General features: G+C 70.7%; 16 protein-coding genes, 1 pseudogene and 1 riboswitch. Of the genes and pseudogenes, 10 read left to right on the top strand and 7 right to left on the bottom strand.

Annotation, left to right across the window (positions count from 1 at the left end; all coding sequences use genetic code 11):
- A pseudogene (locus BL254_RS19400) lies at positions 1-435 on the top strand (IS4 family transposase); the annotation flags it as partial.
- 279 nt (positions 436-714) lie between these two features.
- Here the strand turns inward: BL254_RS19400 and BL254_RS19395 are convergent.
- Complete coding sequence (locus BL254_RS19395; RefSeq protein WP_076844422.1) at positions 715-1,209, bottom strand: hypothetical protein; 495 nt, start codon at positions 1,207-1,209, stop codon at positions 715-717.
- A gap of 1 nt (position 1,210) precedes the next feature.
- Here BL254_RS19395 and BL254_RS29005 point away from each other — a divergent pair, with 1 nt between their 5' ends.
- The 3 genes from BL254_RS29005 (at position 1,211) to BL254_RS19385 (ending at position 3,295) form a co-directional block, all read left to right on the top strand.
- Positions 1,211-1,345 carry a hypothetical protein gene (locus tag BL254_RS29005; protein ID WP_256386263.1) on the top strand — a complete coding sequence of 45 codons (135 nt, stop codon included), beginning with the start codon at positions 1,211-1,213 and terminating at the stop codon, positions 1,343-1,345.
- Positions 1,346-1,707: 362 nt separating this feature from the next.
- On the top strand, positions 1,708-2,622 hold the full coding sequence (locus BL254_RS19390; RefSeq protein ID WP_047223502.1) for an LLM class F420-dependent oxidoreductase: 915 nt from the start codon (positions 1,708-1,710) through the stop codon (positions 2,620-2,622).
- Positions 2,623-2,794: 172 nt separating this feature from the next.
- Positions 2,795-3,295 carry an NUDIX hydrolase gene (locus BL254_RS19385; protein ID WP_047223503.1) on the top strand — a complete coding sequence of 167 codons (501 nt, stop codon included), beginning with the start codon at positions 2,795-2,797 and terminating at the stop codon, positions 3,293-3,295.
- Positions 3,296-3,527: 232 nt separating this feature from the next.
- Here BL254_RS19385 and BL254_RS19380 read toward each other — a convergent pair whose 3' ends face one another.
- Positions 3,528-3,851, bottom strand: coding sequence for a transglycosylase family protein (locus BL254_RS19380; protein WP_047223537.1), 324 nt, complete (start codon positions 3,849-3,851; stop codon positions 3,528-3,530).
- Between the two features lie 103 nt (positions 3,852-3,954).
- Positions 3,955-4,131: riboswitch (cyclic di-AMP (ydaO/yuaA leader) on the bottom strand.
- A 968-nt stretch (positions 4,132-5,099) separates the two neighbouring features.
- On the opposite strand from BL254_RS19380, the gene BL254_RS19375 reads away from it, so the two are divergent.
- The 3 genes from BL254_RS19375 to BL254_RS19365 all read left to right on the top strand — a co-directional run bounded on the left by BL254_RS19375 (position 5,100) and on the right by BL254_RS19365 (position 9,062).
- Complete coding sequence (locus BL254_RS19375) at positions 5,100-6,407, top strand: glycosyltransferase (RefSeq protein WP_076844421.1); 1,308 nt, start codon at positions 5,100-5,102, stop codon at positions 6,405-6,407.
- 278 nt (positions 6,408-6,685) lie between these two features.
- The gene (locus BL254_RS28625) at positions 6,686-7,465 is read left to right on the top strand and encodes a toll/interleukin-1 receptor domain-containing protein (protein WP_052914662.1); all 780 of its coding nucleotides are present in this window, start codon (positions 6,686-6,688) and stop codon (positions 7,463-7,465) included.
- A complete protein-coding gene (locus BL254_RS19365) occupies positions 7,362-9,062 on the top strand; it encodes a CHAT domain-containing protein (protein WP_175648421.1) in 1,701 nt (566 codons plus the stop codon). The genes BL254_RS28625 and BL254_RS19365 overlap by 104 nt, the downstream gene beginning before the upstream one ends.
- 965 nt (positions 9,063-10,027) lie before the next feature.
- On the opposite strand, the gene BL254_RS19360 is transcribed toward BL254_RS19365, so the two are convergent.
- Complete coding sequence (locus BL254_RS19360; RefSeq protein ID WP_052914663.1) at positions 10,028-11,533, bottom strand: multicopper oxidase domain-containing protein; 1,506 nt, start codon at positions 11,531-11,533, stop codon at positions 10,028-10,030.
- Between the two features lie 575 nt (positions 11,534-12,108).
- On the opposite strand from BL254_RS19360, the gene BL254_RS27330 reads away from it, so the two are divergent.
- The 3 genes from BL254_RS27330 to BL254_RS19345 all read left to right on the top strand — a co-directional run bounded on the left by BL254_RS27330 (position 12,109) and on the right by BL254_RS19345 (position 16,161).
- Positions 12,109-13,377, top strand: a complete 1,269-nt coding sequence (locus BL254_RS27330; protein WP_052914664.1) for a hypothetical protein — start codon at positions 12,109-12,111, stop codon at positions 13,375-13,377.
- A 684-nt stretch (positions 13,378-14,061) separates the two neighbouring features.
- Entirely contained in the window at positions 14,062-15,453 is a 1,392-nt protein-coding gene (locus BL254_RS19350; protein WP_047223505.1) for an amidohydrolase family protein, read from the top strand.
- Between the two features lie 351 nt (positions 15,454-15,804).
- Complete coding sequence (locus BL254_RS19345) at positions 15,805-16,161, top strand: four-helix bundle copper-binding protein (protein ID WP_013873592.1); 357 nt, start codon at positions 15,805-15,807, stop codon at positions 16,159-16,161.
- A gap of 272 nt (positions 16,162-16,433) precedes the next feature.
- Here the strand turns inward: BL254_RS19345 and BL254_RS19340 are convergent, their stop codons facing one another.
- The 4 genes from BL254_RS19340 to BL254_RS29600 form a co-directional block, all read right to left on the bottom strand.
- Positions 16,434-17,624, bottom strand: a complete 1,191-nt coding sequence (locus tag BL254_RS19340; RefSeq protein WP_235433569.1) for a DUF2637 domain-containing protein — start codon at positions 17,622-17,624, stop codon at positions 16,434-16,436.
- Between the two features lie 284 nt (positions 17,625-17,908).
- The gene (locus BL254_RS19335) at positions 17,909-18,103 is read right to left on the bottom strand and encodes a DUF5703 family protein (RefSeq protein ID WP_013873594.1); all 195 of its coding nucleotides are present in this window, start codon (positions 18,101-18,103) and stop codon (positions 17,909-17,911) included.
- Positions 18,104-18,208: 105 nt separating this feature from the next.
- On the bottom strand, positions 18,209-19,387 hold the full coding sequence (locus BL254_RS19330) for a mannosyltransferase family protein (RefSeq protein ID WP_254858304.1): 1,179 nt from the start codon (positions 19,385-19,387) through the stop codon (positions 18,209-18,211).
- 286 nt (positions 19,388-19,673) lie between these two features.
- Positions 19,674-22,835: an FAD-dependent oxidoreductase gene (locus BL254_RS29600; RefSeq protein ID WP_371390961.1), complete on the bottom strand. Its 3,162-nt coding sequence runs from the start codon at positions 22,833-22,835 to the stop codon at positions 19,674-19,676.
- Positions 22,836-23,035: the final 200 nt, after the last annotated feature.

Genomic DNA, 23,035 nt, shown 5'->3' with positions numbered 1-23,035 from the left:
AGCCACATCCCCGTCCGGGTGATCGAGTACACCGTCGCGACGGGTGACGGCACATCCTCGGAAACGTTCCGGCTCGTCACCACCATCCTCGACCCGGCCGACGCCACGGCTCTTGAACTCGCCGCTGTCTACCAGCAGCGCTGGGAATACGAGCTGTCCCTCAAAGAAATCGAAACGCAGCTTCTCGCGCCCGGTGCGGGACTGCGCTCAAAATCCCCGAAGATGGTCCGTCAGGAGTTCTGGGGACTCCTCCTCGCCCACTACGCAATCCGYGCGCTCATGGTCGAGGCCGCTGACACCGACGGGATCGACCCCGACCGGCTCTCGTTCCAACGAACCCTGAACATCGTCCGCCGCCAGATCACCGATCAGGCGGCCTTTTCCCCCCTCGACACTCGCGCGGGCGATCACCAGAGCCATCGCCGAGATCCTTGAACGAATCACACGGGAGCGCAGACCCCGACGCTACCCTCGCGTCAGCAAGAAAGGAAACCGACACAACTTCCCGACCAAGAAGTCATCCGACGGAGGCGTGCGTTTCGCTCCAACGATAATGATCACCGGGCGGATCTTATCTTAGCGGCATTGCTGTAGGAGGCTGTCCGCGGACAAGCATAGGTGGTTTCCGTCGTTTCGGTAGCGGTTTCTACCTACGCTTGCCACGGGTGTAGGTGGTTTCGGCTGGGGGGATGGCGGTTTTCACCTACGGGTGGGTCAGGCTCCGGTGGTGGAGCCGGGCCTGACGATCATCAGGATGGTGACAGTCACCCAGAGTAGGTTGAAGGATCCGGTGAGCATTGCCAGGCGTGCGCCGGCCCGTGCGTCGAGGGCAGCGGTGGCGTCGGCGCTCGCCGTGGCCTGCGCGGCGGCGTCGACGGCATGGAGGGCGTCGCGCTGGCCGGGCAGGACGAGCAGAGCCAGGACGATGGCCGCGCCCGCGGTGAGGATGATCGAGGCGATCACCCAGGCGTTGCCCGTGACACCCATTTCACCCGCGGTGGCGAACCCGAGGGCGGGTACGGCGACACCGACGAGGGCGTAGACCGAGCAGATGCGGTACAGGATGCGCAGGGATGCGACAGCGGCCGGATCGCCGGGGTTGGCCTGGGCGTGACGCAGGGCCGGAGGGAACATGCTGGCGGCGACGGYGACCGGGCCGATGGTGAGGACAGCGGCCAGAACGTGCAGGATCAGGAAGAATTTCGTCACGGTGACAATCCTCGCCTCCGACGCCGCGGCGTCGGCCAGTGACCTTCAGGGTGTGGGCTACCGGGCTGGCCCGCTGCCCTCGCCTCCACCAGCCGCGCTCGCCCCGGTCGAAGCCAGCAGACGCGTGCTCCGCTGATGCCGTTGCCGTTCGGTGTCGTAGGCGGCGCGGGCGTGGGCGTTGTGAGGACCACAGCGGGGCCACAGCCGAAATGGCGAAGCTGACCGGTAGCCGGAGGGACACTCACTTTATGTGAATCGTCCGCGCTCCCCGCACCTGGGYGCCAACCTCACGATCATGACTGGACGCCTGGGACGCGGGCGGGCTTCCTGGCCGCGCACCCTCCGAGGTATCCGTGCGGCCGACGGCTGGTGGCCACCTGCGAGCGATGTACCGCATGGTCACGTAGGCGGCCGTGAAGTTACTGAAAGTAATCAGTCTCACCGCGTCCGGCGATACCGAGCCTACTGATGATCATATATGAGCGAAAGCAGGATCCGATGCGTGTCGGGATATACCTGGACGATCAGGGGCGGTCACTGGACGCGGTCGTGGCGGCGGCCCGTGACGGGGCGAAGGCCGGCTTCGCCAGCGCCTGGATGACCCAGTTCGGCGGGTGGGACGCGCTCACCGCGCTGGCGGTCGTGGGCCGGGAGACATCCGGTATCGAGGTCGGGACAGCGGTGGTGCCGACCTATCCCCGCCATCCGCTGGTGCTCGCCAGCCAGGCGCTGACGGTGCAGGCGGCCGTGGGCAATCGGCTCACCCTGGGTATCGGGGTGAGCCATCGGCCCATCGTCGAGGGCCAGTTCGGCTACTCGTTCGATCGGCCCGTGGCGTACCTGCGGGAGTACCTGTCCGTGCTGGTCCCGCTGCTGCACGGGGAGAGCGTCACCCACCAGGGCGCGTCCCTCACCGCCGTCGGCGCCGTTGACGTGCCGGGCGGCAAGCCGCCGTCGCTGCTGATCGGCGCGCTCGGCCCCGCGATGCTGCGGACCGCCGGTGAGTTCGCCGACGGCACGGTCACCACGTGGACGGGCCCGGCGACCCTCGCCGACCACATCGTGCCGACGATCACCCGAGCCGCCAGCGCCGCGGGACGGCCGGATCCTCGGGTGGTGGCGCTCAGCTTCGTCTGTGTGACCGCGGACGCCGACGCGCGCCGGGAGTGGGTCGCGCAACGGTTCGCCATGGTCGGCCAACTGCCCAGCTACCGGGCCGTCCTCGACCGGGAGGGTGTGGACGGCCCGGGGGAGACGGTCATCCTCGGTGACGAGGCGTCCGTCGAACGGCAGATCCGGCGGCTGGCGAGCGCCGGTGTCACCGAACTGGTGGCGCAGCCGATCGGCTCGGCACGGGAGCAGGCGACAGCGACCGACCTGCTCGTCGCGCTCAACACGCCGCCCGCCGGCTGACCTGGTGGGGGCGAGCTGGCCGGCAGACGGATCCGAGAACTGGCATCCCGCTGGCTCTCCCGTCCGGTGGAACGCCGATCCTCCGCGCCGCACGCGAATACAGTCGTAACGGCTGGGTGCGGGGGTGGGCGGACGGAGTCGGTTGTCGCTGCCGGAAGGAGTTGCCGCAAAGGTGAGTGGGTTGTTGGAGGACGGGGAGGCACAGCCGGTTCTCACCCGGGAGCTGAGACTCGCGGCATATGTGGTCTGCATCCGGGACGGTAAAGTGCTGCTCGCGCGCTTCGCCGGCGCGGGTCAGACGTTCTGGACGCTGCCCGGCGGCGGGCTCGATCACGGGGAGGATCCGCTTGCCGCGGCGATCCGCGAGGTCGAGGAGGAAACCGGATACGACGTCGTGATCGAATCCCTGCTCGGTCTAGACTCGATACGCCGGAACTTTCAGCGTGCGGTGGGTGTAGAAGCCGACCAGCAGACCCTGCGGGTCATTTACGCCGCCCGGGTGGTGGCCGGTGAGCTTCGCTACGAGGTGGGCGGTTCGACTGACCAGGCCGCATGGGTCGATCTTGAAGGGGTCCATGCTCTCGAGCGGATCGATCTGGTCGACATAGGGCTGGAGCTCGAACGCAGCCGCCCACCGCTCGGCCGGGTGGACCGGGACCGCTTCCGTCTCTGAAACCGGTCAGGAGTCACAGCCGGGCGCCCGGTGGAGATCCGACCGAAGTCCGATCTCCACCGGGATGACGCCGACTCCCCGGGACGAACCAGATGGTTACCTGGGGCACGGGCCGTCCGGGTCTACCGGATCAGCGAAGCCGGTCCGGTGGGAGGCCCGAGCATGAAACCAGAAACAGAAATGGAAAGAGCAGGGAAAGAACAAAGAATGCGGCCGTGCCGTCGGTGGACGGTCAGCCGATCTTTCCGGACCAGCAGTGCTTGGACGCGTACCACGGTCCGGTGCCCTGCTGCGAGTAGAGGATACGAGCGCGTTTCCACTGCTCCTCGGGGCTGGCCTGYTGCGGCAGACCGGACCCGCCGACACCTCGCCAGGTGGGTGGCAGGAACTGGAACAGCCCACCGGCGCCGATCTCGTTGACGACGCGCGGATTGCCACCGGATTCACACTGTGCGATGGCGGAGAGCACCTGGTCCGAGGCCGGTGCCGCGTTTGCTGGCTGGGATACCGCGACGCTGCCGCCGATGGCTGCGACAACAGCCGGAACGGCGATCATCGCGCGGGTGCGGGTCCTGATTCCCACGCGGTTACGCCGCCTGCTGTGCCTGGTCGCGCCGTCACGCGTATGTCCGTCACGAGTACGTGTCTGGGACATGATGATGTCCTTCCCCACGCCTGCGAGGTGAGCTGTCGGGTTCGGGCTGGGACTGCCCGGCCGCGTTCCGCGGCTTCACCCCAAGGACGTCCGATGCGCGACGCCCGCAAAAATTGGTTCCCCCGCTCCTGCCATTGGTTTGGCTTCCGTCGGCCGGGGCAGGATTCGGCGTGTCGCCCGACGGGTGCCTTCTTCGCGAAGGCACGGCGCAGACCATACGCACGGGTCCGACCTGGAAAGCAAGAGGGGACGGACGGCCGTGAAGATGAGCACACCTTATTTCTGATGTTGATTGTCGCACCGGTCATCCGGTAACGCGCGCGCCCGCGCGCTCATTATCTGGACGGGCATGTGACGCCGGCGAAGCGTGGCGATATCGTCACGATTCCGGCCGGGTGTTCCTGCGCGCGGCGTGGATGGTCGGGCCGAATTCGTGACCGCCGGTACCACCGTCACGGAAATGTTCATGGAAATGAACATGGAAATGCCCGTCGGAAGCTCGCCGAAAATGGCCGGGGAAGGCGGTCGAGACGATCGTGGAAGGCCGTGACAGTGGCCGGAGGGGTGCTCTTCGACGCAGCCGTCGCATGGCCGGAAGCGCCGCGCGGAGAAAGCGCTTGCCGGGGGCTGGCGGCGGTGTGGAAGGCGTGTATCGTGTTCGCCTTGCTCGCGCCGCTGTACCCGCCCGCGCCCGCCCGTGCCGTCCGGGCGGCTCGCGCGGCCGACGCGTGTACCCGATGCGCGCCAAACCCGTCACCGGAAGGAGCCCGGGGAATTCGATACCGCGCCGCCGTTCCCCTTGTCATCCCTGTGCCGCCGCTGCCAGGCCTGCCCTGGCACGTCCCGCGGGGAGGGCTGCCGGAGTGTTGACGAGTGGAGGCCGTTCGCGGCCTGCCCTGGCACGTCCCGCGCCCGGACGGCAGGGATGCCGTCCGGGCGCGGGACGCCGTCTACCCGCGATCTTCCAGCGGCCTGCCTGTGACCTTCCCGAGGCGACGCGACGCCGGCCGGGTGCCGCGACGCCGGGTGCCGTGGCACGGGCATCATGACCCGGAGGATTGGGACATTGACAGGTCATGGTGGGAGGAACTGACCACACAGCCGTGTCGACGGGCGCGTGCGGCCGGCTGATTTGCGAGGCTGACCGGCATGATGACGCTGGCGGCGTGCGCGGTGCTTTCGATGCTGGTCTGGCTGGTCCTCGCGGCCGGGCACGGAATGTTCTGGCGGACCGACACCCGGCTCGACGCCGCTGCCACCGGCGCGGCCGGCGGGCCCGAGCCGCCCGGCGGCTGGCCCGCGATCACCGTGATCGTGCCGGCCCGGGACGAGGCCGAGATGCTGCCGCACACCCTGCCGGCCCTGCTCGGGCAGGACTACCCGGGACGGTTGCGGATCTTGCTGGTCGACGACTCCAGCGACGACGGTACCGGCGATGTCGCCCGCGTCATCGGCCGGGCCGCGGGTGCTGGTGACAGGCTGACGGTCGTCGACGGCCAGCCGCGCCCGGCCGGCTGGGCGGGCAAGGTGTGGGCCATGGAGCAGGGCGTGCGCGCGGCCGGGCCCGACGCGCGGTGGCTGCTGTTCACCGACGCCGACATCGCTCACGGCCCGCACTCGGTGACCCGGCTGGTCCGCCACGCCACCGGTCGCGGGCTCGACCTCACGTCGCTGATGGCTGTGCTGCGCACGAGCAACCGCTGGGAGCGGCTCGTCATCCCGGCGTTCGTCTACTTCTTCGCCCAGCTCTACCCGTTCCGCCGGGCCAACCGGCCGACGGCGCGCACGGCGGCGGCGGCCGGCGGGTGCGTCCTGTTGCGCCGTGCCGCGCTGGAACGCGCCGGTGGGATCGCCGCCATCCGCGGCGCGGTCATCGACGACTGTTCGCTGGCCAAGGCCGTCAAGCGCGGCGGGGGACGGATCTGGCTGGGCCTGGCCGACCGCGGGCCCGGGGGTGTGCGCAGCGTCCGCCCGTACCCCGGGCTCGCCGACCTGTGGAAAATGATCTCCCGTAGCGCGTACACCCAGCTGCGGCATTCGCCCGTGCTGCTCGCCGGCACCGTCGTCGGCCTGGTGCTGACCTACCTGCTGCCGCCGGCGGCGGCCGTGATCGGGCTGGCGGGGGCTCTCGCCGGTGGCGGTGACGCCGCCGGCGCGGGCACCGGGGGCGCCGGGGGCACGGCCGCGCTGGTCGCCGGCATCGCCGGGCTCGCCACCTGGGCGATCATGACTGCCACCTACGTCCCGATGCTCCGCTACTACCGCCAGCCGGTGTGGACGGCCGTGGCCCTGCCCGCCATCGCCGCCCTGTACACGCTGATGACCGTGGACTCGGCCGTGGCGCACTGGCGCGGCCGAGGCGCCGCCTGGAAGGGTCGCGCCTACTCGCCGTCAGCCTCGTCCGCATCGTCAGCCTCGGCCCCGACGGTGGGCTCCGACAGCGCCACCGGCACCTGACCGTCCCAGCCCTTCCCCGCCGCCGCCAGGCGGGCATGCTCGTGCTGGCTCTCCCTGCCGGGCATCTGCGCTGATCGTGCTGCTCCTGGCGTCGCCGTGCCTCCCGCGCCCGCTCCGAGGCGTCGAGCGGCCCGACCGCCCGGGCTCCGCGCCAGCCGTGCCGACCGCGCCATGCCGGTCACGCTGGCCGGATCGCGGTGGCCGGCCGGCCGCCAACAGCGACGATCAGGGCATTACGATGCAGAGCGTCGTCGCGTCACGGTGTACGGGGGGTTGGGATGGCCGGCGGTTTCGACGTCTTCGTCTCCTACGGGCACGCCGACCAGGAGTGGGTGCGGGTACTCGCGGAGAACCTGGAACGCGCCGGCCTGCACGTGTTCTACGACGAGTGGGAGATCTCGGCCGGGGATGTRCTCGTTCATCGGCTGGACGAGGGCATCCGTACGTCCGCGAACGGGATTCTGGTGGTCAGTCCGGACGCGCTGGCCCGGCCGTGGGTGGCCGAGGAGCATGCGGCGATGCTGACCCGGGCGGTCGCCGGCAGGCAGCGGCTGATCCCGGTGCTGCTCAGGGATGCCGAGCTGCCGCCGTTCCTGGCCGCCCGGGTGTATGTCGACTTCCGGCAGGCTCACGACCCGGCCGGCTACACCACCCGGGTGGGTGAGCTGGTCGCCGCGCTGCGCGGCGAGCGGCGGGCCCGCCCGGAGGTGGACGGTACCGTGCGGCCGCCGCCGGGGCTGGCCTACCGGGCGGAGGGCCCTCTCGCCGCCACCCTGCGGATCAGCCCGGATGGTGTGGCCCTGACCAGGGCGGACGGCACCGTCACCGAGGGCCGGCCGGGTGGGCTGGACTGGTCGGCTGTCCAGGTGCTGCGTGAACTGGAGCGGGTGCGGTGCCCGCCGGTCGTCCGCCGGCGGGCTGCTGGTGAAGGCGGCGGCCACCGCGGCGGCAACGATGTCGGCGGATCCGGTAGACACCGGGTTACGCGCGGCCGGGCGGATGCTCGGCGAGCGGTTCCTGCCCGCCGCCGTGGCCGACGCCCTGGCCCGGGAGCGTGAGGCCGCCGTGCGCGGCGGGGTGCCGCTGCGTCTCGCCCTCGAGATCGCCGGCCAGGACGCCGCCAGCCAAGATGGCAGCGGGCAGAACGGTGCCGGACAGAACAGCGCTGGTCAGGACGGCGGCGGGCAGGACGGTGGCGGGCAGGACGGTGGCGGGCAGGACGGTGGCGGGCAGGACGGTGGCGGGCAGGACGGTGGCGGGCAGGACGGTGGCGGGCAGGACGGTGGCGGGCAGGACGGTGGCGGGCAGGACGGTGGCGGGCAGGATAGCGCCGGGCAGGACGGTGGCGGCCGGACCGGTCAGGACATCGCCGGCCGGTCTGGGACGGGCTGGGCCGGGCTGGCGGATCTGCCGTGGGAGACCCTGACCCTGCCCGGTGACCCTCGGCCGCTGGTGCCGCACCCGTCGGTGCACCTGCACCGGGTCGTGACCGGTCTGGGTGCCGCCCCGGCGATGGGAATCCCCGGGCCGCTGCGGATCCTCGCGGTGATCGCCAGCCCGGAGCGGGGCGGCGGTGAGCTGCTGGACTACGAAGCCGAGCTGGCCCGCATCCTGGACGCGGTCGACGACGCCCGCCGCCGCGGCGCGGCGTACGTGCGCATCCTGAACGAGGGCAGCCGGACGGCGATCCACGACGCGTTGAAGCAGGAGCGGTTCCATATCCTGCACATCTCCTGCCATGCCGAGCCCGGCCGGCTGGTCCTGGAGACCGACTCCGGCGACGCCGACCCGGTCGACACCGAGACGTTCGCCGAGAAGGTGCTGGTGCCCGGCCAGGGGGTGCCGCTGGTCGTGCTCGCCGGCTGCTCCACCGCCCGGACAGCCACCCGGGCCCACGCCACCGACGCCGGTGACGGTCCTGAGGACGGTGGTGGCGCCGCCGGCAGCGGCGAGCCGGAGGATCGCGACGGCCGGGAGAGCGGGGACACGGGGGAGGGGTTCCTGCCGGGGCTCGCCCGGGGGCTGCTCGCCCACGGGGTGCCCGCCGTGCTGGCCATGACGGCGTCTGTCACTGACCGTTACGCCACCGAGCTGGTCTCCCGGCTGTACGGTGAGCTCGCCGACCGGGCCGTGCCCGACCCGCTGGCCGCGCTGGCGGACGCCCGCCGGGCGGTGGAGGCCGACCGGCAGGCCCTGCCGATCTCGGACCTGCGGGCCGGACTGGTCGAGTGGGCGACCCCGGCGCTGTTCCTGCGCGGCCCGGCGATCCCGCTCTACGACCCGGCCGCCGGCTTCGAGACGATCATCGAGCCGGCGGAGCCGGTGCTGGCCGACGGGATCGTAGTCCGCCGGGTCGGGGAGTTCGTCGGCCGCCGCGGTGAGCTGCGCACCCTGACCCGGGTGTTACGCGGCGAGCAGGCCGGGACGCAGACCGGAGTGGTGATCCACGGGATGGGCGGGGGCGGGAAGTCCACCCTGGCCGCCCAGCTCGTCGCCGGTATCGGGGAGCGGGCCGGGCTGGTGGTCTCGCTGGCCGGCCGGGTCGCCGTCGACCAGATCCTCTACGCGATCGCCGGACGGCTGGCGTCCTGGTGCTTTGCCCACAACCTCAGCGACACCGACATCCGTCGCCGCCTGAGCGATGGCGACGGCTGACGCCGAGTGCCGTGATATGGCGGGCTGATCGGCGGGTGCGGGAGTCGGCGTACGCTCCGACTGGCTGGTTTAGAAAAGCGTCAGAAGAATACTCGCCATTGTGTTTCCTCGCCGGGGGCGGTCAGGGTCTGCTGGTGTGAGGTTACGGTGAGGTGGAAGGCGTTGAGGTCTGGGCGGCCRAGACGGTCCCAGGTGTGTGCGGTGTTCTCGATGATTTTCCAGACGGGTGCGCCGTTGTCGCCTTCCCGGATTCGCAGCAGATCGTTGTCGTCGATATAGGCGTATACCCATCCTTCCGGGTCGCTGGTGCGGAAGGTCGCGTCCCGGTCGGAAGACTGGAATGATCCGCGGTAGGCCAGCCCGGGAACGCGGGACTGCAGCAGGAACTGGAAGCGATCGTCATCGAGGATGAAATTCGCACGCCAGTCAAGTAGTTAACCGTCATAGGATCGCAAAGACATGCGATCCTATGACGGTTACCCGTATATCTGCGATCTTGTCAAGGCGCGCCTGGAACATGTGGGCGGTAAGCCTGGTCGAATCGTCGAACTCTGCCGGATCCGCTTCACGGACGTACATCGTCAGTTGTTCGCCGCCAGGACTGCGTAGTGGTGCTACCCGGAACGGCTTGTAGACGACGCTCCCGACCTCGGCGGCGAATCGGTGTGCCTGTCCCAGCCCGCCGAGGCGCAACCCGATCGGCTGGCAGACGATCTTCCAGGGAAAACACCGCGGTCAATCTACCTCTGTCTATCAGCGCTCGGAAGAGCACCAGGCTATCCGCCTACCGGCTCACAGACCGACGAAATGGAGGCGGTGCATCTGGCCTTGTCGCGTGGAGCTGGGTTGGTTTGGTGGTGTGGGGGATGYAGGTGTCCCGGGTGGGGCTGGGCCGGGACACCTGCGATGGCCGTGTGCTGGGCTGGGCGGAACCGTCGGGGGTCAGGTGGTCCGCGGAGCCGGGATCAGGGGGTGGTGCGGCGGCGGACGACGAGTCTGCGGGCGCCCAGCGCCATCATGAAAACGATCAGTACGGGGACGATCGGGAAGGGCGAGGGGTGGGCGGTGCCGCCTTCGCCGGCTGGTACGCCGCCTGCCGGTATCGGCATCTTCGTGGACGGGGAGCCTGCCGACGCCGCGGATGCCGAGCCGGACGACGACGTCGCCCCCGTCCCCGCTCCCGCCGCCCCCGACCCTGCCGAGCCTGAGGACGGGCCGGGTTTTCCGTCGGGAGTGAGGACCTGATAGCGGGTGATCATGCCGCCGAGGAGGTGTTCGTTGACGTGGCAGTGGAACAGCCAGGTCCCCACGTCGTCGGGCACCATGTCCGCCGTGGCCATGGTGGCGGGCAGCAGTGGGACGGTGTCCATGCGCATGCCGCTCCACAGCACGCTGTTGCCGTGCCAGTGCGGGGTATGCAGGTCCTGTTCGCCGCCCATGCCCATGACGTACCAGCGGACGTGCTCACCCTTCCTCATGGTGATCATCGGCCCGTTGCCGAAGATGTAGCCGTTGATGGCCAGCCGCCGGTTGGACCTGGTGAAGTTCGCGTCGTCCCGCGGCGGATAGGGCGGCTGGGCGAAACGGCGGAGGTTCTCCTCCAGGTACGGGCTGCGGTTCTCGTCCATGATCTCGAAAAGGGCGACGATCTCGCGGTCGACGTCCTTCGGGCTGCCGTCCGGGCGGCCCAGCCCCTTGCCGGTGATGACCATCGTGCCCATCAGGCCGGCGGCGGTGTCGCTGACCTCCTGGGTGTGGGAGTGGTACATCCACATCACAGAGCTGCCGTCGTGCGGGCCGGGGCCGGCGCGGTCGGGCACCAGCCAGGTGTAGGTGTGCCGGCCGCCGGTGGGAACGGCGTCGTCGTACTTGTCCACGCCGGAGGTGTTGTCGGCGTACGGCGCCCCCTCGCTGGCTTTCGTGTAGAAGACCCCGTGGGGATGCACGCTGTCGGGGATCCGGCATCCGTTACGGAATACGACCTTTATGGTGTCGCCGACCTCGGCGTGGATCGTCGGCCCCAGCAGGCCCAGGTACGCGTCCTGCGGCGGGCGCGACACCAGCGTGGTGAAGCCGGCGTCGGTGTAGCCGCGGTAGAGGCATTTCACGTATCGCATACCGATCCGTCCCGGACCGGACTCGAGGAAGGTTTTCTCCTGCGGGCTGAAGGGCTGGCCGGTGATGTCGTTGCGGTCGTCCGGGGCATAGTTCCACACGACCTCGTCGGCACCGATGTAGTAGGTGCGCACGCGCCCGGTCGGGTGGAAGGGCTCGCCGGCGACATCGTTCCAGTACGACCCGGCCGTGCCGGCCTGCGCACCCGGCGCGGGCCCATCCGTACCGTGGGCGCCGTGGGCATCGGGAGCGCCGTGGGCATCGGGAGCGCCGTGAGAGTCGGGAGCGCCGTGGGCGCTCGGTGTGTCGCCCACCGCGGGCCCGGCGGTCACCGTGGCGAGGAGCAGCACCAGCATGCCCGCTGCGGCGGCTCGCCGGACGTGCCGCCGCAGTGGGAGCCGCGACCCATCCGGCCCATCCGATCTGTCTGCTCCTCCCGGGCGCCCCAGTCCTGTCAGAGCGGTCGGAGCGGTCGGAGTCGTCGGATCGGCTGCCGTTCCCCGGCCACGAAAGAATGATCGCGCCGCCGCTGCCCTCCCTGGCGGTCTGCCCTCCATACCTGTACGCCTACCGGCGCGCAATTCCTCAATCACGGAGCGTGACAGTAACTGATTGTGAGCGAAGCTGTCCGGTAGGGGTCCGCATCATCCACCTACACGGTGAAAACAGCGATGTGCGCTGAGACTGAACGTCACAAAAGACGATCGAGGACGGGAAGGGCGCAGAATACCGGGCGGSGGTCGGCCGGACGCCTGGTCGGACGCCGGCCAGAGAGCGTCGGACGGCGTCCGGTCGCCCGAACCGGCGGGGCGGGCCGGGTGGGGGCAGAGCCGTCGCAAACCGCGCTGGCCGCTGGCCCCCTGATCGTGCGTCCTGGTGCATTCTTGTCGGGTCGGTGCGGGCGGGATACCGGGAGCGAGAACGGACAGCGATGAGCATGACCGAGGACGCGACGGTCGACGGGAGCGCACCGGTACGGTGCGCCTACCCGGGATGCCGCCAGCCGCCGAGCGCCCCGGCCGGGCCGGGGCGTCCGCCCGCATACTGCGACGATCCCGCCCACAACCGGCTGTCGGCCTACCGCCGTAGACGGGAGCTCGCCGGGCAGTCCGGGCCGGGAGCGGCCGGGATGGGAGTGGTCATCGGCAAGGCCGGCTCGGAGCGCGCCGCGGGCGCGCGCGGGCGGGCCGACGTGCTGGCCGAGCAGATCACCGCGCTGGCCGGCAACCTCACCCAGACGCTGGACGCCTTCGTCCGGGAGATGACCGCTCTTGGTGACATAGCCGCCACCGAGGCGCGGGTGGAAACGGTCGAGGCGGAGGCGGCCGAGCGCGTCGCCGAGGCGATCGCCCGGGCCGTGCGCGCCGAGCAGACCGCTCGTGAGGCGCAGGTCGCCCGGGACGAGTCGGAGGCCGTCGCGGCCGAGGCGGTCGGCGTGGTCGACACGTTGGAGGAGCGGATCACCGCTCTGGAAGCCGAACGCGACGCGTCCGCAGCGGCCCGGGCGCAGGCGCAGGCAGCGCTCGAGCAGGCCCGCGCCGAGGCCGCCGCGGTGGCGGAAGCGGCACGGCAGGACGCCGAGGCACGCCTGGACGCGGTCCGCGCCGGGGCGACCGCGGAGATCCGCCAGGCGCACCAGGCCGCGGACGCCGCCGTCCGGACGGCACGTGACGAGGCCGCCGCGGCGGTGGCTCAGGCGCGGCAGGACGCCGCGCAGGCGGTTGCCACCGCCACCGCCGCCCGCGACGCCGCGCTGGCCCGGGCCGAGGCTCTGGAGCACACCACGGCCCAGGCCAGGGCGGAGGCTGACCGGCTGCACGCCGACCTGGTACGCCAGCGCGACGCCGCGGACGCCGAGATCGCCCGCGTCCACGCCGACGCCGAGCGCAGGCTCGAGGCTGTCCACCGGGCCGCGGACGAACGCCAGGCCGTGCTCGCCGAGGCCAGGGCGGACGCCCGTTCCCGGGCCGAGCGCGCCGAGCGCCAGGTCGACGAGCTCACCTCCGAGCTGCGCGTCGCCCGGGCCGAGCTGGCCGCGACGCGGGCCGGCCGCAACGGTGACAGCGCGGACGGCGACGCGACGGCCGGTTCAGCGGCAGCGGGCCCCGTGACGGCAGCGGGTGCGGTGGCAGCCGGCGCGGTGGCCGCGCCGGCACGCCATCCGGTGGACCCGCCGGTCACCGCCGCGACAGTCGGATGACGACGGCCGGCCGCCGTTGTCGACCGCCATCGGGCGGTTGTCAGGCGGTTGTCAGGCGGTGGCCGGTCACCGTTCGCCGGGCCGCGACCGACATCCGTCGGACGCGGTCTTCAGGTCGCTGGCCCTTGACCCTGCCAATGACGGTCAGTTACGTTCACGAGCAGACTGGAACCATCGACTACGGTATCCGCCTCACCGGCGGACGCCACGGCCGGTTGGGCTGTCCGGGCGAGGGCCGTGGTGACGGCCGGGCCGGGCGGCTCGGTCTGTGACGGCGCATCCACCGGCGCCGACAATGGAGGTACAGGTGTACAGCGCCAGGTTGAAGCCAGCGGCAGGTACTGYGGCCGACCACGTCGCGCAGGCGTGCGGCTTCACCGTCCGCCGGTACATCGACACCTGCCGCGTGTCGAGCACGGCCTGTCGACCGTGATCTGAGTGCCCGCTCGGACGTCGCGGTTGCCAGGCAGCCAGCAGGCAGCCTGGCTGCCGCCCGGCGCTTCGTCGCCGTCGTCCCCGCCACATCGTCCTGACCGGTGATCCGGTGTGTGGCCTGGCCGAGCGGGCCCAGCGCGGTACCCGGCCCGAGCCGGCATATCCTATGTGATCTCCATAGCGTCCCCGCGCCCAGGGCAGTGATTCATCCAGTGGTGGACGCCGGACTCCAGCGGCAGGAACGGCACGATGACGATCACCAGCACCGATGTCCCACGGCGGGACGGCACCGCCCTGTCGAACGGGTTCGTCCTGCGGGGCGTGTACGCCCTCGACGAGCACGGTTACTTCGACGGCCCCGTGGATGTCGCGGTATGCAATCGGCACATCACTGACGTCCGTCCGCATCTTCCGCTGAACGCCAGCGCGGTCGATGTCGACGCGCATGGGCTGTGGCTGATGCCCGGCGTCATCGACTGCCACTCCCATGTCACGCTCTGCACATACGATCCGCTGGAGATGATGACGACATCGCTGTCGGAGCGCTTCTTCCAGACAGCGGCGATGCTGCGGCGCACCCTGGCCGCCGGGGTGACGTACGTCCGGGACGCCGGCGGCGCGGACGCCGGTGTGCGTGACTCGCTGCTCGCCGGGCACGTCCCCGGGCCGCGRCTGGCGGTCTCGGTGGTCGGGCTGACCCGCTCGGAAGGCCATGGCGACGGGGCGCTGCTCGGCCCCGGTCTGGAGGCGCCGGAGGCTCTGACTGCGCTGGACTATCCCGGCCGGCCCCGGCATGTCGTCCGGGAATCGGACGGGATGCGCGCGGCGGTCCGCTCGGTGGTGCGGGCGGGCGCGGACTGGGTCAACATCTTCGCCAGCGGCGGCATCATGTCGGTGCGCCCGGGGCAGCCGCTGCCGGAGTTCACCGCCGCGGAACTCGCCGTCGCGGTCTCGGAGGCGGCCGCCTTCGGACGCGGGGTCATGGCGCACGCGCTGGGCGCGGCCGCCGTCGACGCGGCGGTGTCGGCCGGCGTCCGTTCGATCGAGCACGGGATCGGTCTCACGGAGCGTGAGGCCGACCTGATGGCGCGGCGTGGTGTCACGCTGGTCCCCACCCTGTCGCCATACCACGAGCTGGGGCAGCTGGCCGACACCGGGCAGTTGCCCCAGTGGGCTGCCGACCGGGCGCACGTGACCCGGGCCATGCTGGCCGACACGATCGGGGTGGCCCGCGACGCCGGGGTCAGGATCGCCCTTGGCAGCGACTGCCGGCACCGGGACCGCCACGGCGCCAACCTTGCCGAGATCACCCGGCTGCGCCAGAGCGGGCTGTCGGCGTCCGAGGCACTGCTCGCGGCGACGGCCAACGGCGCGCGCCTGTGCGGTATCTCGGAAAGTGTCGGTCGTATTGCCCCACGCTATGAGTTCGACGCCATTCTGCTGGACGAGGATCCGGGCGACCTGTCGTTGTTCGAACGTCCCGACGCGGTGACGGGGGTCTTTCTCGGCGGCGTTCCCGTCGTCCCGCACAGCCGCCTGCCCGCAGCCATGACCGTACCTGTGGGCGGTGACCTCCGGCCGTCCCCGGTGCCCGGCCCCGTTGGCGACCTGCCGCCGGCGGCAAATCCCGCGACGCCCTGAGAACTTCGGCCGGCCCGCCACTGGCCGAAGTTCCTGTCGGTGGTGGGCCGATGTGCTGTTGCCGGCGTGTCACCAATGTGTGTCCGTTGGCGCACCGGGAACAGGAAAAGAACTGAACAAAACCCGCTAATATTCGCGAACACGTCGATTCTGCCGCTCTTTTCGTTACGCGAATCGCCGCTGAATTGGCCCGCGGGGGCGTTGACCGCCACGGTTRCTGATGCGCGTTCGTCATACGAGGCTTATCGTTGGTCCGAGCCCCTCACGGAACGGCGGAATATTCGACGTGAGCGGTTCGCAGTGCCCATCGGAGGCGGCGGTTCACGCCGCGCGACCGTCAGGAGGGTCATCGTGCAACATGCCGAGAAGATCAGTAATGAAATGCGCAAGGCGATCGACAACTGCATGTCCTGCTCGACCACGTGCGAGGAGACGATTGCCTACTGCATGGACATGCCGGGAACGATGATGGACGCGGCGAACATGCGTGTCCTGATGGACTGCGCGGCCGTCACGAAGGTCTGCGCGGACATGATGTGCCGCATGTCGTCGATGTACCGGGAAATGTGTGCCATGTGTGCGCGCATATGTACCATGTGCGCCGAGATGGCCATGAAGATGCCCGGCGACGCCCAGATGATGAAGCTGGCGGAGGCGTGCCGTGCGTGCGCCGCCTCCTGCCAGACGATGGCCGGTGCCACGGTCTGAGCCTCGGCACGGCCTGACGTCCGCCGCCCTCTCCTGATCGGCGATGGTGGGGAGCGCGGACGTGTCATCGTCGGGTCCGGGACGTCACGGGGCGCCATCCGCGTCGCCCGGACCCGAYGGAAAACCCACAGGTACCCGTCGGCGCCGTCCTCGTCCGGCATTGTTCCGGGTCGGCGCTGTTCCTGGCGGCTGCCGTCTCCTGTCGGTTCTGTCTGTCAGCTCTGTCCGACATTACTGCCGATGCCGGCCAGGATACCGGCCGGGATATTCGGTCAGTCGGATTTCGTGGTGGCCACCAGAGCGGGCGAGACGGTGTCGGCGTCATGGTGACGGGTGTCTTTCCGGACCTGATAGACCCAGCTTCTGCTGACTTTCACCCCCTGCGCGGCCAGCAGCGCGACGGCATCGGTGGCAGCACCTCCGGTCTGTTCGAGCGCGCGGACAATGGCATCGCGTTTTCCGGCCGCGTCCAGTGCGGTCAGTGTAACAGGAAGTGATGCGGACGCCGTCGCCATGGATATCGGAACGGGTCCGTTGTGCTCCGCGCCGGACTTGTCTTCGTTCGGCTTTCCGGCTTCGCCGGGGTTTTCGGCCGGTCGGGCGCTGATGCCCGCGACCAGGATGCCCGCGGGCGGCCGGGCGTTGATACCCGTGTCCGGGCGGGTGACAATGCCAGCCGTGCCAGCCGTGCCAGCCGTGCTGGCCGTGCCGACCCCGTCGGCCGGGATGCCGGGCGACGACGGTGATGCCGGCGCAGCGCGGTGCACGGCCGGTCGTGCTGCCAGTTGCTCACCGCGCTGCGCCGGAACCGTGATCGGGATGTCGGCGGACCGCCGGCCGCCCGCCGTACCGCGGCCGGCGTGGATCTGGCGCATGAGCAGTTCGTAGGAGCCGAGCAGTGCCAGCGGCGGCCAGCCTGCGATGATCCTGGCCGCCAGAGTGGGCTCGGCGTGCATGACGTTCGCCGCCAGCGACGCGCACGCACCCAGCGTCAGCAGCGTGTAGGACAGCCAGGAGCGGGGGCGCCCGGCACGCCGGTCCCGCAGCATCGTCATGGACGCGGCCACGATCAGGCCGTCGACGCTGAACGGGATGACCGTCGCTGCGAGGCGGTCCTCCCCCTGCTCGAGGGCGACCCCGCGCATGTGCCGGTAGGAGACGAAGGCGGCCACCGCCGCGACCGCGACCACCGCGACGATGGTGGTCGCCTGGATGGCCCGCTCCGCCCGCGGTCCGGCCTCGCCGTCCGGCCCGGTGCCGCCACCGGGCTGCGCCGTGTTCCCCGGGATTCCCGGGCCTGCCACATCATGTGGGCCCGCTGTGTTCCCTGGGCGGTTCCCCGGGCTGTTTCCCGGGCCGGTGCCAGCTGGCCCGGGTGAGCCGTCGGGGACGGTGCCGCCCGGCGCGAGGACGCTCGGAGCGGGCTCACCGCCGGGTGGTACGGATCCGCTGTCGACCGTCACGGCAGGTCCTTCCTGGAGGGCCGGCAGGCTGGTGCGGTTTCCACCACTTACCAGCCATCCTGACGCCTGCCGGCCCGTCCAGGTTGCAGGCCTGCGAAGAGTTCCTCATGGTGACTGGTCAGCTACGATTCCGCGGCCGGGACGGTCAGCATCCGGACACGCGCGCGGCGCGGTCCGGCCGCCGGAGCGGTCATTACTATCCATAACCGGTAGGTTCGCGGCGCGGACGGTGCTGTCGGCCGACGGCCGACGGCCGACGGCCGACGGCCGACGGCCGACGGCGGTCAGGTGGGCAGGTAGCCCGGCAGCCCGCCGCGCTGACGCGGGCGGCGCAGGACCACACGCCGGGAGCCGTCCGGGAACAGGCGCAGCCGCTCGAGCTCCCAGTCACCGAACTCGGCGTGCAGGGTGAGGACAGCCAGAGCCTGCCGGCGGTCCGTCCCGGGCGGCAGGTACAGCCGCTGATACTCCACGTCCATGACGTMACCGTAACGACGAGGTGGACCGCCGGTGTGACGAATCTGTAAGAGCACCCGGGGACAAATGGGGGCTACCGGGTACCGTGGTTACGGTACGTAAAAGCCCTACGGTACGTACAGGCCGAGGAAGGCCAGGGACGCATACACCACCATCATCGCGGCGCACGCCGTCAACACGGCGCGGAACACCTCGTCACGGCGGGTCAGYGCGGCCGCGACGAACAGGAACGGGAACGCGCCGTAGGCATACCGCTCGCTGGAGTCCAGGTTGCTGCCGGTCAGGAGCACGGCGACGGTCAGCGCGGCCCACAGCGGATAGGACGCCGGCAACGTACGCACCATGACCACGAGCAGGACGGCGACGAGCAGCAGCCACGGGACGTGCAGCGCGGTGCCCACCTCGCCGTGGACGGCGCCTCGGGCCGCCTCCCAGAGCACCGCCGCGGGATTCGAGGAACTGCCGTGCAGCGACTGCTGCCGCTGCAGCCGGATCGGCGCGAGGGCGTCCCCGTGGGCGATCCCCGCCCACAGCAGGTAGCCGCCCAGGCCCACGGCCGGCGCCGCGACGGCCGTCACCCGCCGCAGCCGGTCGGCCGTCGCGGCGGCCGTGATCCCGCGGGCCGCCTCGAGAGCCACCGGGGCGACCAGCAGGACGCCCACCGGCCGGCACAGCCCGGCGAACAGCCCGCAGACGGCGGCGAGCTCCCAGCGCCGGGAGCGGATCCCGGCGAACACCCCGACGGCCAGCAGCCCCCACAACGCCTCGGTGTAGCCCATGACCAGCACGAACGCGGGTGGGGCCAGCGAGGCCAGCCAGATCACACGGGAGACCGCCGCGGGGCCGAAACCCTCCCGGCGCGCCAGTTGGGCGAGCGCCGCCACGAAGGCGAACGCGATCAGGTTCACCAGCACGACCAGGGTGACGCGGACCCCGGTGTGCCCACCGAGCCCGGGCAGCATCGTGACCGCACGCACCAGCAGCGGCAGCAGGGGGAAGAACCGCAGGCTCTGCTCGCCGGACCCGGCGTACCCGTGCTCGGCGATACCCGCGTACCAGCCGGCGTCCCAGCCGAKCGGGCCGGTCAGCGTCAGCCCGCCGGTGCCCACGCCATCGGTGCCAGTGCCAGTGCCGCCGTCCGGATGAGCGGCCCGCACCTGCCCGTCGATGTAGTGGGCCAGCGCGTACGCGGCGGCTGTCACGACGCGCGCGGCGAGCCAGGCGAGGGCGACCTCGCGCAACGGCAGCCCACGCCACCACGCTGGCCACGTCGCAGGCCGTCCCACGGGCTGTCCGGTAGGCCGTTCCTCGGGCTGTCCGCCAGGCCAGCGCGCACGCCACCGCGGTGGCCTGGCGTGCTGGTCGGCCCGGCCGGCGCGCCAGCGACGTCCGATAGCCGTGAGCCTCGGCGTCCGCCCGGTGGTCTGCCCGGGCGGACGCCGAGGCAGGACGGCACCATCCCGCCGGGACACGGCGCACATACGATGCGTGAGCACTCGGTGAGCAGCCACCGTCATACGGACAACGGCCACCGACGCGCCCGACCGAAGATCCACCAGAGCGTCCCGGCGGCTACGGCTGGAAGCGCAGCAGGGCGAAGTTCTCCCAGACCCTGGCCGACTGGCCCTGTTCCATGACCTGGTCGACGCGAGGGCGCTGCGCCTCAAGACGTCCGCGCACCTGGGTGCACAGGGTCTCGTAGGTGCGGTACGCGCCCGACCCGGCGAGGAAGACGGTGTTGCCCGGGCCCGCCTCCGCCAGCGCCCGGTCCGCGACGGCCACCCCGTTGGCGGTGGTGTTGCGGTCCTCGTAGTCCGTCCAGTCGACCCGGTCGGGTGGGGCGTAGGTCGGGACGACGTGCACCCGTATCCACGCCGGTACCGTGCGGGCCAGCCCCGGGCCGAGCTGGTCCGGGCAGACCAGCAGCACGTCACCGGGCCGCCCGAGACGCTCGAGCACATCCGCGGCCTGTCCGGCCTGGCTACGGGCGCGGGAGAGGTCGGTGTAGCCGCCGACGAGCCCGAGCAGCGCGCACGCCAGGACGACGCCCCGGAACAGCCGGCTGTCGACGATGACGGTCATCCCGAGGCCGATCACCAGCAGGAACGGGACGAACGCGGTGGCGGTGTAACGGTCGGCCCAGGCGTTGCCCACCACCTTGCCCACGGCGACGGCCACCACGAGCGTGAGGGTGGCCAGGAAGAACAGCGTCCGCCCGGGTTCGAGCCCCTTCAGGTCCACCATCACGTACCGGCCGTCGATCGCCCGGCCGGCCATCCCCGCGGCGGCGAGCCCGGTGATGAGGAACAGCAGCGTCCGCCCGCCGGTGGTCGGGCCGCCCGCCCACTGCCCGTAGGCGTGCGAGATCGCCGCGAACGTGGCCGGCTCGCCCCACGGCGTCCCGGTGTGCGTCAGCTGATAGTGGAAGCCGCCCAGCCAGGGGGCGAACACCACCGCCCCGCCGACGATGCCGCCGAGAGCGGTTAGCGGTGCCCGCCGGCCCCAGCCCGGCCGTGGTCGCACCGTAACCAGCAGCAGCCAGCCGGCCACCGTGAACAGCAGGTAGAGGCACCAGTAGTGGGTCAGCGCCAGCAGGCCGGAGCACAGCGCCAGCGCGACGGCCGGCCCGGCCGAGCGCCGGCGCAGGGTGCTTTCCAGCGCCAGCCCGCCGGCCGCGGTCAGCAGCACCACCAGGCTGTACATCCGGGTCTCGGTCGCGAAGTACAGCGCGAACGGCGAGGTGAGATAGAGCACCACCGCCACCCGCGCGGCGCGTACCCCGACCACCCGCCGGGCCAGCAGGTACAGCGGCCCGGCTGCGGCCAGGTTCACCAGCGCCGACAGCGCCCGTACCGCGAACGTGCCGGTCCCGAACAGCTCGATCCAGCCGTGCAGCAGCAGGTAGTACAGCGGTGGTGAGCCGTCCTGGCGCAGGCCGTCGAACAGCGTCGGGCCCGACCCGGTCAGCGGGAGCCGGGCGATGGCCACGCTCTGGGCCTCGTCCAGCCACAACGCCTGCCGGGCGGAAAAACGCGCCACCACCGCCGCGACAACAATGACGAACAGCACTGCCCTGAACAGGACAGCTGCCCGGTCAGGACGCTTCAGGCCCGCGTCGGCCGGATCGGGGATGTTCTCCACCGGCCGAACCGCGATATCGGTCACGGTCAGATCCTCCAGTCCCGCGACCTGGGGTMAGTGCGACGCTTTGTTGCCGGTGTAACCAGGGGAGACTTCCTCGTGGTAGTCCTCCTCGACATTGACGCTCCACACGTCGTGGTTGGTGCCGTCCACCATGTTCTGCACACTGAGCAGAGCGGTGTACATCGAGTGGTCCTGGTTGTWGTAGCGGTGCATGCCGTTGCGGCCGACCGGATAGACGTTCGGAGCGACCTCGGCGAGCCACCCGCGCATGATGTCGACGTTCTTTTTGTACTCGGAGTCGTAGAACGGATAGGCCTTCGGCATGCGCACCACGAAACCGCCCTCCACCTGGTCCGCCGGTACCAGACCGAGGGCGGCGAGCTCCTTGGAGGCGAGCGCGATCAGGTCGTCGTCGGCCATCGACCAGGTCTCGTCACCTTCGAAGACGAAGTACTCCAGCCCGAGGCAGGTGCGTCCCTCCTTCACCAGGAAGGGCGACCATGATGCGAAGTTCTGGATACGCCCGACCTGCAGCTCGGGAGAGTGGATGTAAATCCAGTTGTCCGGGAAACCGGCGGATTCGGGCACCACGAGCGCGACGGTGAGGAAGTCCCGGTAGCGCAGCGCGTTCGCGGCCGCCAGGACGTGCTCCGGAGCGGGGGGATCCATCGCGCGGACCAGGGAGGAGAACGGCATCGACGACACGATCTCGTCCGCGTCGTAGTGGTGCTCGCTGCCGATGTCGGTCCGGGACGCCTCCGGCGCGCCCGCGCCCGGGCCGTACCCGCCGGTGACCACCGTGCTCACCCCGGTCGCCCGGCCGCCCTCGTGGTGGATCGCGCGGACCTTCTCCTCAAAAACGATCTTCCCGCCCCGTTCGAGAATCTTGTCCGCGGCGGCCTCCCACATCATTCCGGGCCCGTACTTCGGGTACTGGAACTCCTCGATGAGGGAGGTGATGTCCTTCTGGTTCCGCTTCGGTGTGACCGCGTTCACAATGGCGTTGAGCAGCGAGAGGTTCTTGATGCGCTGCGCGGCCCAGTCCGCCTCGATCGTGTTCGCCGGCACGCCCCACAGCTTCTCGGTGTAGGTCTTGAAGAAGATCCGGTAGAGGCGCCAACCGAAACGGGCCGCGACCCAGCCCTCGATTTTCGTCTGGTCCTTCGGCGGGCGGACCCGCACCCAGAAGTAGGAGAAGATGCAGCGCGCGGCCTCGAGGAGACCCAGGCCACGCAGGGCGTTGCCGGCGCGCAGCGGGTAGTCGAACAGTTTGCCGTCGTAGATGATGCGGCTCGAGCGCGGACGCATCAGGAAGTCCTCGTCGGGCAGGATCTCGTGCCAGAGCGCCTCGACCTCGGGCACCTTGGTGAAGAAGCGGTGCCCGCCGATGTCGAACCGCCAGCCTTCACGCTGCGCGGTACGGCTGATCCCTCCCACCACCGAGTCACCTTCGAGGACCGTTACGGGCACATCCCGTTTGACCAGCTCCCAGCCTGCTGTAAGACCTGCCGGTCCGGCTCCGATAACGACGACCTCGGGCTTTTCGGCCACTGTGCCTGACCTCTCCTCACCTTCGCACGCGACGGTCATCCGCGCGACATACCAGAAAGCCGGTGGACGATGATCCGGCTTTGGCTTCTCAGTCTGGCATGACCCCCGCGGGCGCCCGTCCGCGCCCCCTGACGGCCACGGCGAGCCGGCCGCGACAGCCTGCTCTCGCCCCGCCGCCAGGCCGTACCCCACCCGCCGACGGCCGTGCGCACGCCGGTGCCGCGCGCTCTGGCATGGTG

It is taken from the genome of Protofrankia sp. BMG5.30 (assembly GCF_001983005.1).
GTDB lineage: Bacteria > Actinomycetota > Actinomycetes > Frankiales > Frankiaceae > Protofrankia > Protofrankia coriariae.
The sequence above is the reverse complement of the archived record's forward strand: the minus strand, read 5'-3'. Positions and strand labels throughout refer to the sequence as shown.